This is a genomic window from Arthrobacter sp. Z1-9 (assembly GCF_054792695.1).
This window is the reverse complement of the sequence record NZ_CP096456.1, coordinates 1,610,026-1,625,272: the sequence shown is the minus strand read 5'-3', so window position 1 is coordinate 1,625,272 and position 15,247 is coordinate 1,610,026. Positions and strand designations below refer to the sequence as shown.

The window sequence follows — 15,247 nt, the reverse complement described above, 5'->3', positions numbered from 1 at the left end:
CCGTCAGGGTTTCACGTCCACTCTAATCGTGTGGAACCCCGTGGCTCCGTCGGGGGCGACAGGCCTGCTCTCTTCGTCCTGGGCCTTACCAGCCAGGTCCGTGGCACGGACCTGGACTTCGTACTGGCCCTCTGTGAGTTCCAGGCCCAGTTTCCATTGGTACCAGGTGTCGAGTGAGATGCCTTCGGCAAGCTCCGCCTGCTGCCACTGGCCCCGGTTTACGCGGAGCTCCACCTTTCCGATACCGGTATGCTGCGCCCACGCTATGCCGCCGAACATTACCGTTCCCGCCGTCACCGGCCGGCCGCTCCGTGGCACATCAATCCGTGAAGACGTTTTGATAGGCCCGCGCTCCGACCAGCCACGGGGAGTCCAGTAGGCGGCGTCGTCCGCGAACCTGGTGACCTTGAGCCCCGTGACCCACTTGGTAGCCGACACGTACCCATACAGCCCGGGCACCACCAGCCGTACGGGAAATCCGTGCTCCAGGGGCAGCGGCTCCCCATTCATGCCGACGGCGAGCAACGCGTCCCTGCCGTCCCTGAGCACCTCAAGGGGCGTGCCTGCGGTCCAGCCGTCCACGCTTCGTGAGAGCACCATGTCCGCGCCCGGCTGCGGGCCTGCGAGTTTGAGCAGTTCCCGGACCGGCCAGCCCAGCCAGCGGGCATTGCCAATGAGGTCTCCCCCCACGTTGTTGGACACACACGCGATGGTCACGTGGCGCTCGACCAAGGGCTTGGCCAGGAGTTCGGCGAAGGTCAACTCCACCTCCCTGTCCACCATGCCGGTAACTTTCAGGACCCACGTGTCCGGGTCGACGGCGGGAACTGTGAGTGCGGTGTCGATGCGGTAAAAGTCGGCGTTGGGGGTAACGAGCGGTTGCATGCCGTCCACCTTCGCCTCCGCTGTTGGCGGAATGGCCGGCGCCGGCGATGCGGGCACCGGCAGCGCCACCAGGCTTCGGGCTTCGTTGGCGACGGCAGCGGCGCCGCGCCATACTCCCGCCAGCGCTCCGCCGATGACAGTGAACGCGGCTCCGCCTGCGAGGGCCTGCAGGAAGCGACGGCGGCCTGGCTCTTCCCGGGGCGCTGGTTCTTCTCCGGCGCTCCCCTCTTCCCGGAGCCGGCGGATCAGGAACCTGAGCAGCATTCCGGCGACGACTGCGGTGAGTACGGGCAGCACCATCGCGTTGAAGGTGACCTGGGCGCGGGTCAGGACGGCCACCAGGCCAACGAGCCCAAAGACGGCCACCACGGCGCAGCCCATAAAGCGGCGGCCGTATTCCACTACTCCTGCCAGCGCGGCAAGGGTCGCCATGACCAGAGCCATCCCGGCCAGGAGAGCCACTTTATCGGCCGTACCGAACAGCGCCACAGCCCAATCCTTGACGCCGGGAGGAACGGCATCGATGACGGCGCCGCCAACAGCGGTCAGCGGCGACAACGACGGACTGAACACGCCCGCGAACAGCTCCCCCAGCACCACGGCACTGCCCACCGCTACTGCCCCTGCGGCCGCGGCCCACCGGCCCTTGGGACGTGACTGGAACTCATGCGGCAGCGAAGGCTGCGCGGGCTCCCGCAGCCTCGTCCCGCCGTCGTGCAATGCCTGCCTCCGCTGGGAGCTGTTCACACCTCCAGCATAGGTTCGCGGAGTAGACATGGCGCCGGCCGTGCCAGGGATTCGCTACCGCCATTCGCGCCGTCACGGGTGTGATGCACAGCCCAAGGTGGCGTAGCCTGAATTCATGAGCGTCCAGCTAGGCATGCCCCAGCCGCGGGAGGAAGCAGGTTCCCTGCCGTCGGTTCCCGGTGCCCGCCCTGCTGATGCTCCGGCCGGCCTGGCGGACCGCTATGGACGCCGCGCCACGGACATGAGGCTGTCCCTGACGGACAAATGCAACCTTCGCTGCACCTACTGCATGCCTGCCGAAGGCCTGGAGTGGCTGGCGAAGCAGGCGGTCATGTCGGCGGAGGAAATCGTCCGTATCGTCCGCATCGGTGTGGAGCAGTTGGGCGTCCGGGAACTGCGGCTTACGGGCGGCGAACCGCTGGTGAGGCACGACCTGGTGGAGATCATCGCAGCGCTGCGAAGCAACCACCCCGGCCTGCCCATCTCCATGACCACCAACGGCGTTGGCCTGGCGAAAAAGGCGGCGGCGCTGAAGTCGGCAGGGTTGACCCGCATCAACGTGTCACTTGATTCCCTGCACGAGGAAACCTTCACCCAGCTGACCCGCAGGCCGTTCCTGAACCAGGTGCTGGCCGGGGTGGACGCAGCCTGGGCAGCCGGCCTGGGCCCGGTTAAGCTCAACGCGGTACTGATGCGCGGCATCAACGACGCCGAGGCGCCCTCGTTGCTCGCCTGGGCACTCGGACGAGGTTACGAACTGCGATTCATTGAGCAGATGCCGCTGGACGCGGATCACGGTTGGACGCGGCGGAACATGATCACGGCCGCCGAAATCCGCCAACTGCTCTCCACTGACTTTGTCCTCAGCCCCGATTCCCGCGCGCGTGATGGCGCTCCGGCGGAGCGCTTTGAAGTACGACGGCGGGTGGCTGGCTCCGCTGATGCTGCCGGCCCTGTGCTGGGAACCGTAGGGATTATCGCTTCGGTCACCGAACCGTTTTGCTCAGACTGCCGCAGGACCAGGATCACGGCAGAAGGCAAAATCATGAGCTGCCTCTTCTCCCGGGAAGAATTCGACCTGCTGGGCCTCCTGCGCTCGGGAGCCAGCGACGATGCCCTCGCCCAGCGGTGGCAGGATGCGATGTGGATCAAACCTAAGGCTCACGGAATGGACCACGTGGGACTTGATGCTCCGGACTTCGTCCAGCCGGACCGCAGCATGAGCGCCATCGGGGGCTGAAACTTTTGAACGTACGTTACTTCGCTGCCGCGCGCGCTGCGGCAGGGGTGGAGGAAGAGCGCTTCGACCTGGCGCCGGGCTCCACTGTTGCTGACCTGCTCGAAACCCTACTGTCGGTGGAGCGCCCTGAACCTCCCGCCGGTACTCCCCCGCTGCCCCGTATCCTGTCCCGAAGCAGCTTCCTGCTGAATGAGGTCGCCGTGAGGGACCATTCCGTTGTCCTGAATACCGACGACGTGGTGGATGTGTTGCCTCCCTTCGCCGGGGGCTAGGAGCAGCTTTTCTGCGGCGTGGCAGACGCCCGCAATGCGTTCGCCAGCGCCGGAAGTGTCGGTGCCCGCAACGCTGTTTCCTGCCCGCTGGCCGCTCGGGTCCGCCCTTCAACCGCATGCCCTCAGAATGTCAGTGCCTCCGTAGATCATGTTCATATGGAGATGGACTCGACAGCCCAGGCGGATGGTGCGGCAACGATGTTTCCTGCCCCGCTGGCTGCTCCTGTCCGCCCATCATTGGGACCCGGGTCCGAACGCGGACAAATTGTCAGTGCCTCCATGGATGATGTTCATATGGGACACGGCGTCGGTGGGACAGCAGCAATGGAGGGCATTCATGCCTCCGTTGCTGCCCTCCAGGCGCTATTCGTCAAGGATGCATCGCTGGAGACTGCAGCGGCAGCCGCTGCCGGGGTTGATGTGCTGCAACGCAAGTATGAGCTCCGTTTGGACCGGTTGGGGGCCGTGGCGCGGCTGGAAGCACAGCTCGCGGCGCTCAAGGCCCGCGACGCCGCCGAGGCTGTCGACATACAACACGCGATGACCCCGCCGGAAGCGCCCGTGCACGAGCGGACCTATGCCGAGATGTCAGCGGTTGAGGAAATCGCGGGTGTCCTGACCATCAGCGCCCCCGCTGCCGGGGCGTTCGTCACCCAATCCCGTCAGCTCTGCTCCCTGCCGCTGGAACTGGCACTGGACGCCCTCTCCGACGGGGCCATCTCCTGGCAGCACGCCAAAATCATTGCCGACGAAACCGACAACCTGGGCCCCGCCGGCGCCGCGAACCTGGTCGCCCATTTCCTGGATCCGGACTCCCCCAACCCGGCGCGCGGAGCCGCCGCCGGTAAGCTGGTCCCCTCCCGCTTCCGAACCAAAGTCCGCGGCTGGTGCGAACGCCACCACCCCGAATCCCTCGAAAAGCGCCACACCAAAAGCGTCGCCGACCGGCGGATGGAATGCACCCCGGACCGTGACGGCATGGCCTGGCTCTCGCTCTATCTGCCAGCCGACACCGCAGACGCCATCTGGGACCGCACCACGGCCCTTGCCCGCGGCATCCAGGGCCCTCAAGAAGCCCGCACCATGGCACAACTACGGCCCGATATCGCCGCCCACCTGCTCCTCAGCGCAGGGCCGGGCCTTAGCCACGCCGCGGGAAACAGCGCTGGACAAAGCAACGAGGCTGAAGGAACCACAGAAACCACCGACGACGGCTCCGACGGCCCGATCGGGAGGGCCTCGCTGACCGCGGCTGACGCCAATGACGACACCACGGCTACCGCTTTCTCCGGTCTCGCTGATGTCCCGGTCCCGAACGCCCAGGTCCTCGTCACCGTCCCGGTGTTTTCACTCCTTGGCCTCACTGACGAACCCGCCAACCTGGATGGCTACGGGCCCATCCCAGCCTCCATGGCCCGCAAACTCCTCGCCGACGGAGCAAACTCGTTTTACCGGGTCCTCGTGGACCCCCGCGACGGCTCACCCCTTGAAATCGGACGCACCAGCTATCGGCTCACCAAGGCCATGGAACAGGCACTCCGCCTCCGCGATGGCAAATGCACCTTCCCCGGCTGCAACAACCGGACTATGGACAACGAGGCAGACCATCTAAAGGCCTGGCAACACGGCGGTAACACCGGGATCAGCAACCTGGCCCAACTCTGCCCCAAACACCACCGCCTCAAACACAACAGCGGCTGGGAACCCACAAAGGCCACCAGAACCGAACCACCCGGCTGGATCTCCCCCACCGGCCGGCACTACAAAAGCGAACACCCGGACTGGGAACCACCACAATGGCCACCCGGATCACTGGCCGGTGCAACGGAACCTCCTTGGCTCCTCCTGGCCGAACCTCCGCCTGAAGAGCCAGTCCATGACAATCTCGTGGATCCGGCCGATCTTCCAGCCGATGACAGTTTGTGGGACGACTTCTATGCCATGCCCAATGTGCTGCCGGCCGACCCCTTAACTGCCCGGGATCTGCTGCGCTTCTGAAACGGCGTGCTTCGGTGGGACAGGGGTTGCAAACGTCAGCTCCGCTGGAACGATGAGGTCATAAACGGAACATAGGCCGAGCCCGTCCCGTCGGCCCCGCCGGATTCCGTCCCCGCAGCCGTGTTTCCTGCGGTGCGAAGCTCTGTCACATGCGTGAGCAGGTCCCCGTCGACGCTTACGGTATGACGGGTCCAACCGGCACTGCCACGGCGTTCCACCCTGAGGGCGCCGTTATGCAACGTGCAGCGCGCGGGGGCACCGGGGACCGGGCTCGCGGTATCCACGTAGTACCAGAAGACGTTGCGGTGATCCGTATCCAGAGTGAACATTCCGTGGCCTTCGAAATGCGTCCCGTCCGGTTCCACGTGCCGATAGCTCTGCACCACCGCGAAACCGCCGGCGACGGACCGGTACGTCACCTCGGCGTCAACGGTGCGTTCCGGCCCCCACGCGCCGCCGGCGAACCGGGTACTGCCCCGCCAATGGCCGAGGAAGTCTGCCAATGCGCCAGGGCCGCGGCTAGGTGGGGTTTGGTCCACAGTCCCTCACCTCCCGCTAAGACCTGCCTTCGGCGGGTCAGAGTCCGAACGTTTCCGTCTCCTCAAAGGGCCCGACGACGGTCACCGTCCGGGGTGCCGCTGCAAGCTCCGCCGCAAGGTCCTGGACCTGTTCTGCCGTGACAGCCTTGATGAGCCTAAGCGTTTCGTCGATGTCCTGGTATTCGCCGGAAACGAGTTCCGCCCGGCCCAGCCGCGACATCCGAGATCCCGTATCCTCCAGGGCCAGGACGATTCCGCCGCCCAGCTGGCCCACGGCCTTCCGAAGTTCGTCCTCGGTAATCCCGTGCTCTGCCAGCTTGTCTAGTTCCTCGCCGAGCAGGTCCAGGACCTGGCGCACCTTGGACGGCGTGCATCCGGCGTACATGCCGAAGTACCCGGCGTCGGCGTAGGAGGAAGCGAAGGAGTAGGTGGAATACACCAGGCCGCGCTTCTCGCGGATTTCCTGGAACAGGCGCGACGACATGCCTCCGCCAAGCACGGCGTTCAGGACGCTCATAACGTAGCGCCGCTCGTCGGTAGCAACGATCGTAGGGCAGCCCATGATGATGTTTGCCTGCTCCACCGCGCGCTTGACCACGTGGAGGCCTGCCGTCCCCGTGATCAGGGCCCGGTCGGTGGAACGCCTGTCGACAGGGGCAGCGTCGGCCTTCAACGACCACCCTGCAGACTCAAGGGCGTCCACTACGAGGTTGCAGACGACGTCGTGCTCCAGGCCACCCGCCGCAGTGATCACGAGCTCGTCCGGCCGGTAATACCGCTGGTAGTGCTCCCATACGGAGTCCCGCGCAACAGCCTTGATGGCGTCCGGGGTGCCGCCGATGGGGCGGCCCAGGGGGTGGCTGCCCAGGACTGCTGACACAAAGTGTTCGTGGGCGACGTCCGTGGGGTCGTCGCTGTCCATCGCGATTTCCTCGAGGATGACGTCCCGTTCCTGCTCCATTTCTGCCGGGTCCAGGACAGCGCCCGTGATCATGTCGGCGATCACGTCAATGGCCATGGGCAGGTCGGAATCCAGCACCCGCGCGAAGTAGCAGGTGCTTTCCTTGGCCGTGGCCGCGTTGGATTCGCCGCCCACCTCGTCAAAGGCTGAAGCGATCTCCAGCGCGGTGCGGCGCTTGGTCCCCTTGAAGAGGAGATGCTCCAGGAAGTGTGTGGAACCATGCTGTCCCGGGGCCTCGTCCCGGGACCCGACGCCCACCCAGAAACCAATGGTCGCTGACCTCTGGCCGGGCATCGCCTCGGTCAGCACCCGCACTCCCCCGGGCAGCACCGAACGCCGGACTTCGGAGCCGCCGTCGGAACCGTGGACCAGGGTATCGCCGCGGTGGTTTTGCTCTAGCGGCAGGGGTACAACAGTCATTGAGGCCTTTCAAAAGGGCAGCCGGGATCTGGCTGCCATCGTAACAGCGGCGGGGCCGGTGGATCATCCACCGGCCCCGCCGATTCATACTTGTGTACCGGAAACCGGAACTGTTAGACGTCAGCGCCTTCAGCGGGTTCGGTGGTGTGGGCGCGCTCGGTTTCCACCTCGGCGCCTTCTTCCTCGGCAACTACCGGGGCGAGCGAGAGCTTTCCACGGTCGTCGATCTTGGTGATCTCCACCTGGACCTTCTGGCCCACCGAGACAACGTCATCAACGTTGTCCACGCGCTTGCCGTTGGCCAGCTTGCGCAGCTCGGAGATGTGCAGGAGGCCGTCCTTGCCCGGGGTCAGCGATACGAAGGCACCGAAGGTGGTGGTCTTGACGACCGTACCCAGGTAACGCTCGCCGATTTCCGGGACCTGCGGGTTGGCGATGGCGTTGATGGCGGAGCGTGCTGCGTCTGCAGACGGGCCGTCGGTGGCACCAATGTAGACCGTGCCGTCGTCCTCGATGGAGATGTCGGCGCCGGTGTCTTCCTGGATCTGGTTGATCATCTTGCCCTTGGGGCCAATGACCTCGCCGATCTTGTCCACGGGGATCTTCACGGCGATGACGCGCGGCGCGAACTCGGAGAGCTCGTCCGGGGTGTCGATGGCCGAGTCCATGACCTCGAGGATGTGCAGGCGTGCTTCGCGGGCCTGCTTCAGGGCTGCTGCCAGCACCGAGGCGGGGATACCGTCGAGCTTGGTGTCCAGCTGGATGGCCGTAACGAACTCGGAGGTACCGGCAACCTTGAAGTCCATGTCGCCGAAGGCATCTTCGGCGCCAAGGATGTCAGTCAGTGCCGCGTAGCGCGTCTGGCCGTCCACCTGGTCGGAGACCAGGCCCATGGCAATACCGGCGACGGCGGCCTTCAGGGGCACACCGGCGTTCAGCATGGACAGGGTGGAGGCGCAGACAGAACCCATCGACGTCGAACCGTTGGAGCTGAGCGCCTCGGATACCTGGCGGATGGCGTACGGGAACTCCTCGCGGGACGGCAGGACCGGCACGAGGGCCCGCTCTGCCAGCGCACCGTGCCCGATTTCGCGGCGCTTGGGCGAGCCCACGCGGCCGGTCTCACCGGTGGAGTACGGCGGGAAGTTGTAGTTGTGCATGTAGCGCTTGGTCTTGACAGGCGACAGCGAGTCGATCTGCTGTTCCATCTTCAGCATGTTCAGCGTTGTGACACCCATGATCTGGGTTTCGCCGCGCTCGAAGATGGCGGAACCGTGGACGCGGGGCAGGACCTCTACCTCGGCGGTGAGCTGGCGGATGTCCGTCAGGCCGCGGCCGTCGATGCGCACCTGGTCCTTGAGGATGCGCTGGCGCACTACGTGCTTGGTGACCGAGCGGAATGCTGCGGACACTTCCTTGTCACGGCCTTCGAACTGCTCGGCCAGGGCGGCGGAAACCTCGTCCTTCAGGGCGTCCGAAGCGTCATTGCGCTCCTGCTTGTCCGCGATCTGGAAGACAGCAGCAAGCTTTTCAGCGGCAGCGGACTCAACAGCGGCGTAAACGTCGTCCTCGTAGTCCAGGAAGACCGGGAACTCGAGGGTCGGCTTAGCCGCGCGGGAGGCGAGGTCGGCCTGGGCGTCGCACAGTGCCTTGATGAACGGCTTTGCAGCCTCGAGGCCCTCGGAAACAACCTCTTCGGTGGGGGCGGTGGCGCCCTGTTCCATGATGAGGTTCCAGGAGTTGTCGGTGGCTTCGGCTTCGACCATCATGATGGCGACGTCGTCACCGGCGATGCGGCCGGCTACCACCATGTTGAAGACGGAGTTCTCCAGCTGGGAGTGCTTGGGGAAAGCAACCCACTGTGATCCGTTTTCGTCGGCAACCAGGGCAACGCGGACGCCGCCGATGGGGCCGGAGAACGGCAGGCCGGAAAGCTGGGTGGACATGGAGGAGGCGTTGATGGCCACCACGTCGTACAGCTCGTCCGGGTTGATCGACAGGACGGTCACCACGATCTGGACCTCGTTGCGCAGGCCCTTGATGAAGGCGGGGCGCAGCGGGCGGTCCATCAGGCGGCAGGCCAGGATGGCTTCGGTGGAGGGGCGTCCTTCGCGGCGGAAGAACGAGCCCGGGATGCGACCGGCAGCGTACATACGCTCTTCGACGTCGACCGTCAGCGGGAAGAAGTCGAAACCTTCACGCGGGTGCTTGCCGGCGGTGGTTGCGGACAGCAGCGCGGTGTCTTCGTCGATGTACACCATCGCTGCGCCGGCTGCCTGCTTGGCAAGGCGGCCGGTTTCGAAGCGGATTACACGCTTACCAAAGCGGCCATTGTCAATGACTGCTTCTGAGAACTGGATTTCGGGACCCTCCAAGAGAGTCACCTCCGTTTCTGTTTAACGGAAGCCCAGCCGCATCAACCCAGCCAGCATCTGTCTACTGGCCCTGCACCCGGTCATCGATCGAGACCCACGGGCCGGGCTTCAGTCAACGAAGCCGTTCCCGGGGATCACTACCGAGGACCGCGAATGCGTGATGCGGTTGATCCTCCTGTTTAATTATTTATTTGAAGAAGGCGGCCCGTCCCATGCTGGAAAGGGCCGCCCTAAGTCCGACTAGCGGCGCAGGCCGAGGCGCTCGATGAGCGAACGGTAGCGGGCGATGTCGGTCTTCTTGAGGTAGCTCAGCATGCGCTTGCGACGACCAACCATGGCCAGCAGACCGCGCTGGGTGTGGTAATCGTGCTTGTGCTCCTTCATGTGCTCAGTCAGATCCTTGATCCGCTGGGTCAGGACAGCAACCTGGACCTCCGGTGAACCGGTGTCGCCTTCTGCGGTTGCGTATTCCTTGATGATGGACTGCTTTACAGCGGCTTCAAGTGCCACAATAACTCCTAGGGATGTGCCGTGAGGGCCCAGGTCAGTAACTCACTGCCGGGTCTGCCGCCGCGGCTGGTCCGGGAAACCCGGACAGTGCCACACACAACAGGAACCAGCCGCCACGGACTGCAGCCGGATCCATCCCCCAGTTTACCGGCCCCCGCCCAATCTTGTCGAAACAGGCGAGGTTGCAGAAATAGTCAGCGCGGAAGTTGCTCCCGGATTGCCGCCATCCCGTGCAGGACCTCCGCGAAGCTGGTGCTCAGCGGCGAGAGCCCCACCCGGATGCCGTGCGGGGCGCGGAAGTCCGGGATGACGTCCCCGTCCCAGAGTGATCCGACCGCTTCTTTCGCGAAACCAGGGTGGTCCAGGGTGATGTGGCTGCCCCGCTCCCCCGGCTTCCGCGGCGAGGCGAGTTCCACGCCCAGGGGCGCCAGCCACGCTTCGAAGATCTCAACGGCGAAGGCGGTCAGTTTCACCGACTTCTCCCGGATGGCGGCCATGGTCGCTTCCTCGATCAGGTCAAGCGTGCCGCGCATGGCCAGCATCCCGAAGACCGCCGGGGTGCCGCTGAGGAAACCGCGGATGCCTGCCGCCGGCTCGTAGCCGGGACCCATGTCAAAGGCGTCCTTGCGGCCCATCCACCCCCAGATCGGCTGGTTGAGCGAGGGGAGGTGCCGCTGGTTGACGTAGGCGAACGCGGGAGATCCCGGCCCGCCGTTGAGGTACTTGTAGGTGCAGCCGGCAGCGAAGTCCACGCCGGCACTATCCAGGTCGATCTCAACCGACCCCGCGGAATGGCAAAGGTCCCACACCACCAGCGCCCCGGCGTCATGCACGGCTTCCGTGATGCCCGGCAGATCGGCCACATGACCGGAGCGGTAGGCGATGTGGCTCAGGAGTACGACGGCGGTGCGCGGCCCGGCCGCTTCCCGCACCTGGTCAACGGTCACCCCGGCGGCAGGGTCCGCTGAGATCCAGCGCAGCGTCAGGCCTTCCTCGAGGGCGATGCCCTCGACCAGGTAGCGGTCCGTGGGGAAGTTTTCGGTGTCCAGCACCAGTTCGTTGCGGTCCGGGTCTTCCACTGCCGCGAGGGCCGCGCGGATCAGTTTGTACAGGACTACGGTGGTGGAGTCCGCGATGATCGTCTGCCCGGCAGCCGCGCCAAGCACTGCCCGGCCCAGCTGGTCACCGATGGCCTGGGGCAGGTCCAGCCATTCCTCGTCCCAGCCGCGGATGAGGCGGCCGCCCCAGCCGTCCCGGATGAAAGCGCCGATGTCCTCCGGGGTCCGTTTGAGCGGGCGGCCCAGGGAATTGCCGTCCAGGTAGGACAGCGGTGTGTCAGTGCCGATGAATTGGCTGCGGTAATGGGCCAGCGGATCCTGCCGGTCCAGCTCGGCCGCCCGCTGCTGCAGGGCCGCTTCGTTATCTGGTGTGATTCCCACCTTGGGATGCTGCTGGGTGGTCATTGGCCGATCTCCGTCCTGACTGCGAATAGCTCCGGGAAAAAGGTCAGTTCGAGGGCCTTCTGCAGGAACGCGGCACCGCTGGAACCGCCCGTCCCGGCTTTCATGCCGATGGTCCGCTGCACGGTGCGCAGGTGCCGGAAGCGCCACAGCTGGAAGTTGTCCTCCAGGTCCACCAGTTCCTCGCACGCTTCATAGGCGCCCCAGTTGTCCGCTGCGTTCTCGTAGATGTGCTTGAAGAGCGGCACCAGTTCCGGGGTGAATTCGTGGGCCTGGGTGACGTCCCGTTCGAGCACCGCCGGGGGCACGGCGAAACCTTGGCGTGCGAGGTAGGCGAGGAACTCGTCGTAGATGCTGGGTGCGTTGAGCAGCTGTTCCAGCATGGCGTGGGCATCCGGATCGGACTCGAACACCGAAAGCATCCTGCGGTTCTTGTTGCCGAGGATGAATTCGACGGCGCGGTACTGGCTCGACTGGAAGCCAGATGAATTCCCCAGGAAGCCGCGGAACTGCGAATACTCCGTAGGGGTCAGCGTGGCCAGCACGGACCACTGCTCGGTAAGTGTTTTCTGGATGTGCTTTACCCGGGCGATGCCTTTGAGAGCGGAGCCGAGGTCGTCAGCACGCAGCCACGTGGCGGTGCTTCGCAGCTCATGCAGCACGAGCTTGAGCCAGAGCTCGGTGGTCTGGTGTTGGATGATGAAGAGCATCTCATCGTGGTGTTCCGGCTCGCTGACGGGTTTCTGTGCGCTCAGCAGGGTTGGCAGCTGGAGATAGGAGGCGTAGCTCATCCGCGAGCTGAAATCACGGACAATACCTTCGTCCAGTTTCCTGGTGTTCTTCTCAACGGACACGGTACTGCCTTTCCCTGCGGATGGTTCAGCGCCTGGCCAGGAGGTCGTGCGCCTGGACCACATCCAGCCGCATCTGGTCCACCAGCGCCTCAGGCCCACGGTATGCCACCATGCCCCTGAGCCGGGCCACAAATTCAACAACTACTGTCTGGCCATACAGATCGAAGTCCTCCACCGCTTCGTGGGGCCGATCGATGACATGGGCCTCGACCTGGCGGCTTACGCCGTCGAACGTGGGATTAGAGCCCACGGAAATGGCCGCAGGCCAGCGCGTCCCTGCCTGGTCAACGAGCCACCCGGCGTAAATGCCGTCAGCCGGGATGAGCCCGGTGGCGTTGCTGGAAAGGTTCGCTGTTGGAAATCCGAGGGCACGGCCGCGGGCGGCGCCGTGGACAACTTCGCCACGCATCCGGTGGGGCCGGCCCAGGACTGCCGCGGCAGTGGCGACGTCGCCTTCCTGCAGGGCTTCGCGCACCCAGGTGGAGGAGCAGCGGCGGTCCGTGCCGTCGTCGTCATGGAGGGGGTAACCCTCTGAGCCGAACTCGCTGATGACCTGGACCTCGAACCCGAACTTCCCGCCGAGGGCCTTCATGGTGTCCAGGTCGCCGGAGTTGCCGCGGCCGAACCGGGCGTCGTGGCCGATCACCACATGGCTGGCGTGCAGGCGATCGACCAGGAACTGCTCCACGAATTCTTCAGCGGTGAGGCTGGCGAGGTCCAGGGAGTACTTCATCACCAGGATGGCGTCCAGGCCCAGCTCCCCCAGCGCCTCCAGCTTGTCGTGCAGCCCCATGATGAGCTCAGGCGCGGATTCCGGGCGATGGATCAGGGCCGGGTGGGGGTCGAAGGTGACGGCCACCGACCTGGACCGGTTAAGGCGGGCGGTGCGGATCAGCTGGGACAGCACCTGCTGATGGCCGCGGTGAACTCCGTCGAAGTTCCCAAAGGTGACAACAGATGGGCCGAAGTCCGGCGGGACCTCGGACGGATCGTTCCAGATGTAGACCATCACCCTCGCCTTTTACTGCGTGCAAATTCAACGTTCCGGACCCGGCCGGCCGCGGAACTCTCTAAAGATTACCCGTATAAACCCAATCAACTTTGCCAGGCTATGCGGGGGTAGTCTGCCCGGGTGGGCGGACATCAGGCGCTGCGTGCCGGCCGCCGCCGGTAGAGCCACACGAGGCCCAGGATGGGCAGCAGCAAAGGGATGAACGCGTAGCCGCGGCCGAAAAGGGACCACACCGTCTCGTGCGGGAAAGCAACCGGATCAAAGACGCTCAGGGCCCCCACAACCAGCACGCCGGCCAGTTCCACCAGGACGGCTGCGACGGAAACCTTGAACCACGTGCTGCCGGCTTTTGCAAGGGAGACGGTGGCGATGACGTATACCAGCGCGGCGAACGCGGACAGCAGGTAGGCCAGCGGCGCCTCGGAAAACTTAGTGAGGATCTGGTATCCAGCACGGGCGGAAGCGGAGATAGCGAAGACAGCATAAACGGCGATCAGCAGGCGCCCGGGCCCGGTGTTGCGCGTATTCCGTGTTCCGTTCGCGGTTGCGGCCTTGGCGGCGCGGGGGGCGGCGGAGTGCTGGTCTTTCACGTTGTGTGCTTCTTCCACTTCAGTACCAGATCTGGTTCATTCGGGCGGCCATCACCAGCGCGGTGACACCCACGGCGGCCAGGACAAAGTTGCTCCACCGGGTGCGTTCCAGGATGGACCAGTAGACGGCGGCGGGCGGCAGGAGCATGGCCGTGGCGAGGTAGCCCCAGAACTCCCATGCCTCCCCGGCGATGGATTCACCGGCAACCACCCTGACGATGGACCCCACCAGGTACACCAGGAGCGCCACCTCGACGGCGGCGACCGAAAGGATGGTGACGTCGTTGGGTGCTTTTTTCAGGATGCCGGCCAGCAGGCATACTCCGCTGGAAAGGAGCCCCACCACCAGGATGATGTAGAAATACCCGTCCACCCTCAGGCCACCCCGGAGGCGCCGGTACCGGGAACACCGTTGCTGGAAGCGCCAGTACCGGTACCCGGAGCAAAGACCAACACCGGCTTGGCGAAACTGCCCGCGTCGGCCAGCAGCGCCACCAGGCTTCCGTCGGGGGCAAAAGCGGCTGCGGGACGCTCGGCTGTTGCCGCTTCCGGACTGCCGGGGGCAGCACCGGCAGCAATCCGCCGGCCGAAGGAGATCTCCGTGGTCTCCTCCGGGCTGAGCTCACGGTTGGGCATCAGCGCCCGGGCAGCCTCGGACATCTCAAGAACGTTGAGCTCTTCGGCGAGCTGTTCCAGGGTTCGCGCCTGCTCCAGCGAGTAGGGCCCTACATGGGTCCGCCGGAGGGCAGTGAGGTGCCCGCCAACGCCGAGGGCGTTGCCGAGGTCCCGAGCCAGGGCGCGGATGTATGTCCCGGAGGAGCACTCAACCGTGACGTCCAGATCCACGACGTCGGCCCCGGCATCCCTGCTGATGCTGTGCACCTCGAACCGGTGGATGGTGACCGGGCGCGAAGCGAGTTTGACCTCTTCACCGGAGCGGACGCGCGCGTAGGCGCGTTCCCCGTTGACTTTGATCGCGCTCACGCTGCTGGGAACCTGCTGGATCTGACCGGTAAGGGCCGCAACGCCGTCGTATATTGCCTGCTCGCCCACGGCGGAAGTGCCGGCCGTGGCGGTGACCTCACCTTCGGCGTCGTCCGTCACCGTTGACTGGCCCAGGCGGATGGTGGCGGTGTAGGTCTTGGAGGTGCCAACGATGTACGTGAGCAGGCGGGTGGCTTTGTTGATGCCCACCACCAGGACGCCCGTTGCCATCGGATCCAGCGTGCCCGCGTGCCCCACTTTCCGGGTACCGGCAAGGCGCCGCATCCGGCCAACCACATCATGGCTGGTCCATCCCTGCGGCTTGTCCACTATCACCAGTCCAGAAAGCACGCTTCCCAGTATATCGGCGCCGGTCCCGGCGCCCGCCCACGTCCGAAGT

The 15,247-nt window shown here is 65.2% G+C and carries 14 protein-coding genes; 3 read left to right on the top strand and 11 right to left on the bottom strand.

What is annotated here, in order from left to right:
• Positions 1–3: 3 nt before the first annotated feature.
• Entirely contained in the window at positions 4–1,485 is a 1,482-nt protein-coding gene (locus M1D93_RS07435; RefSeq protein ID WP_461174959.1) for a molybdopterin-dependent oxidoreductase, read from the bottom strand.
• A gap of 262 nt (positions 1,486–1,747) precedes the next feature.
• On the opposite strand from M1D93_RS07435, the gene moaA reads away from it, so the two are divergent.
• The 3 genes from moaA to M1D93_RS07420 all read left to right on the top strand — a co-directional run bounded on the left by moaA (position 1,748) and on the right by M1D93_RS07420 (position 5,142).
• On the top strand, positions 1,748–2,872 hold the full coding sequence (moaA, locus tag M1D93_RS07430) for a GTP 3',8-cyclase MoaA (RefSeq protein WP_461174490.1): 1,125 nt from the start codon (positions 1,748–1,750) through the stop codon (positions 2,870–2,872).
• 5 nt (positions 2,873–2,877) lie between these two features.
• Entirely contained in the window at positions 2,878–3,144 is a 267-nt protein-coding gene (locus M1D93_RS07425; RefSeq protein WP_461174489.1) for a MoaD/ThiS family protein, read from the top strand.
• 324 nt (positions 3,145–3,468) lie between these two features.
• Positions 3,469–5,142: an HNH endonuclease signature motif containing protein gene (locus M1D93_RS07420; protein WP_461174958.1), complete on the top strand. Its 1,674-nt coding sequence runs from the start codon at positions 3,469–3,471 to the stop codon at positions 5,140–5,142.
• Between the two features lie 35 nt (positions 5,143–5,177).
• Here the strand turns inward: M1D93_RS07420 and M1D93_RS07415 are convergent, their stop codons facing one another.
• The 10 genes from M1D93_RS07415 to truB form a co-directional block, all read right to left on the bottom strand.
• Positions 5,178–5,681: a DUF1579 domain-containing protein gene (locus M1D93_RS07415; protein ID WP_461174488.1), complete on the bottom strand. Its 504-nt coding sequence runs from the start codon at positions 5,679–5,681 to the stop codon at positions 5,178–5,180.
• 37 nt (positions 5,682–5,718) lie between these two features.
• Positions 5,719–7,062 carry a M16 family metallopeptidase gene (locus M1D93_RS07410; RefSeq protein WP_256246996.1) on the bottom strand — a complete coding sequence of 448 codons (1,344 nt, stop codon included), beginning with the start codon at positions 7,060–7,062 and terminating at the stop codon, positions 5,719–5,721.
• 113 nt (positions 7,063–7,175) lie between these two features.
• On the bottom strand, positions 7,176–9,437 hold the full coding sequence (locus tag M1D93_RS07405) for a polyribonucleotide nucleotidyltransferase (RefSeq protein ID WP_461174957.1): 2,262 nt from the start codon (positions 9,435–9,437) through the stop codon (positions 7,176–7,178).
• Positions 9,438–9,677: 240 nt separating this feature from the next.
• Complete coding sequence (gene rpsO / locus M1D93_RS07400) at positions 9,678–9,947, bottom strand: 30S ribosomal protein S15 (protein WP_163164502.1); 270 nt, start codon at positions 9,945–9,947, stop codon at positions 9,678–9,680.
• Positions 9,948–10,141: 194 nt separating this feature from the next.
• Complete coding sequence (locus tag M1D93_RS07395; RefSeq protein ID WP_461174487.1) at positions 10,142–11,410, bottom strand: kynureninase; 1,269 nt, start codon at positions 11,408–11,410, stop codon at positions 10,142–10,144.
• Complete coding sequence (gene kynA / locus M1D93_RS07390; RefSeq protein WP_461174486.1) at positions 11,407–12,261, bottom strand: tryptophan 2,3-dioxygenase; 855 nt, start codon at positions 12,259–12,261, stop codon at positions 11,407–11,409. Before kynA ends, M1D93_RS07395 begins: the two co-directional genes overlap by 4 nt.
• Positions 12,262–12,286: 25 nt before the next feature.
• Positions 12,287–13,270, bottom strand: coding sequence for a bifunctional riboflavin kinase/FAD synthetase (locus tag M1D93_RS07385; RefSeq protein WP_461174485.1), 984 nt, complete (start codon positions 13,268–13,270; stop codon positions 12,287–12,289).
• A 134-nt stretch (positions 13,271–13,404) separates the two neighbouring features.
• Positions 13,405–13,863, bottom strand: a complete 459-nt coding sequence (locus tag M1D93_RS07380; protein WP_461174484.1) for a hypothetical protein — start codon at positions 13,861–13,863, stop codon at positions 13,405–13,407.
• Between the two features lie 19 nt (positions 13,864–13,882).
• Positions 13,883–14,236, bottom strand: a complete 354-nt coding sequence (locus M1D93_RS07375; protein ID WP_461174483.1) for a hypothetical protein — start codon at positions 14,234–14,236, stop codon at positions 13,883–13,885.
• A 2-nt stretch (positions 14,237–14,238) separates the two neighbouring features.
• Positions 14,239–15,198 carry a tRNA pseudouridine(55) synthase TruB gene (truB, locus tag M1D93_RS07370; protein WP_461174482.1) on the bottom strand — a complete coding sequence of 320 codons (960 nt, stop codon included), beginning with the start codon at positions 15,196–15,198 and terminating at the stop codon, positions 14,239–14,241.
• Between the last annotated feature and the right edge of the window lie 49 nt (positions 15,199–15,247).

Excerpts from the sequence above, each read along its gene's own strand:
- moaA (WP_461174490.1), top strand. The coding sequence starts at position 1,748 with ATGAGCGTCCAGCTAGGCATGCCCCAGCCGCGGGAGGAAGCAGGTTCC.
- M1D93_RS07420 (WP_461174958.1), top strand. The coding sequence starts at position 3,469 with ATGGAGGGCATTCATGCCTCCGTTGCTGCCCTCCAGGCGCTATTCGTC.
- M1D93_RS07410 (WP_256246996.1), bottom strand. The coding sequence starts at position 7,062 with ATGACTGTTGTACCCCTGCCGCTAGAGCAAAACCACCGCGGCGATACC.
- M1D93_RS07395 (WP_461174487.1), bottom strand. The coding sequence starts at position 11,410 with ATGACCACCCAGCAGCATCCCAAGGTGGGAATCACACCAGATAACGAA.
- M1D93_RS07385 (WP_461174485.1), bottom strand. The coding sequence starts at position 13,270 with ATGGTCTACATCTGGAACGATCCGTCCGAGGTCCCGCCGGACTTCGGC.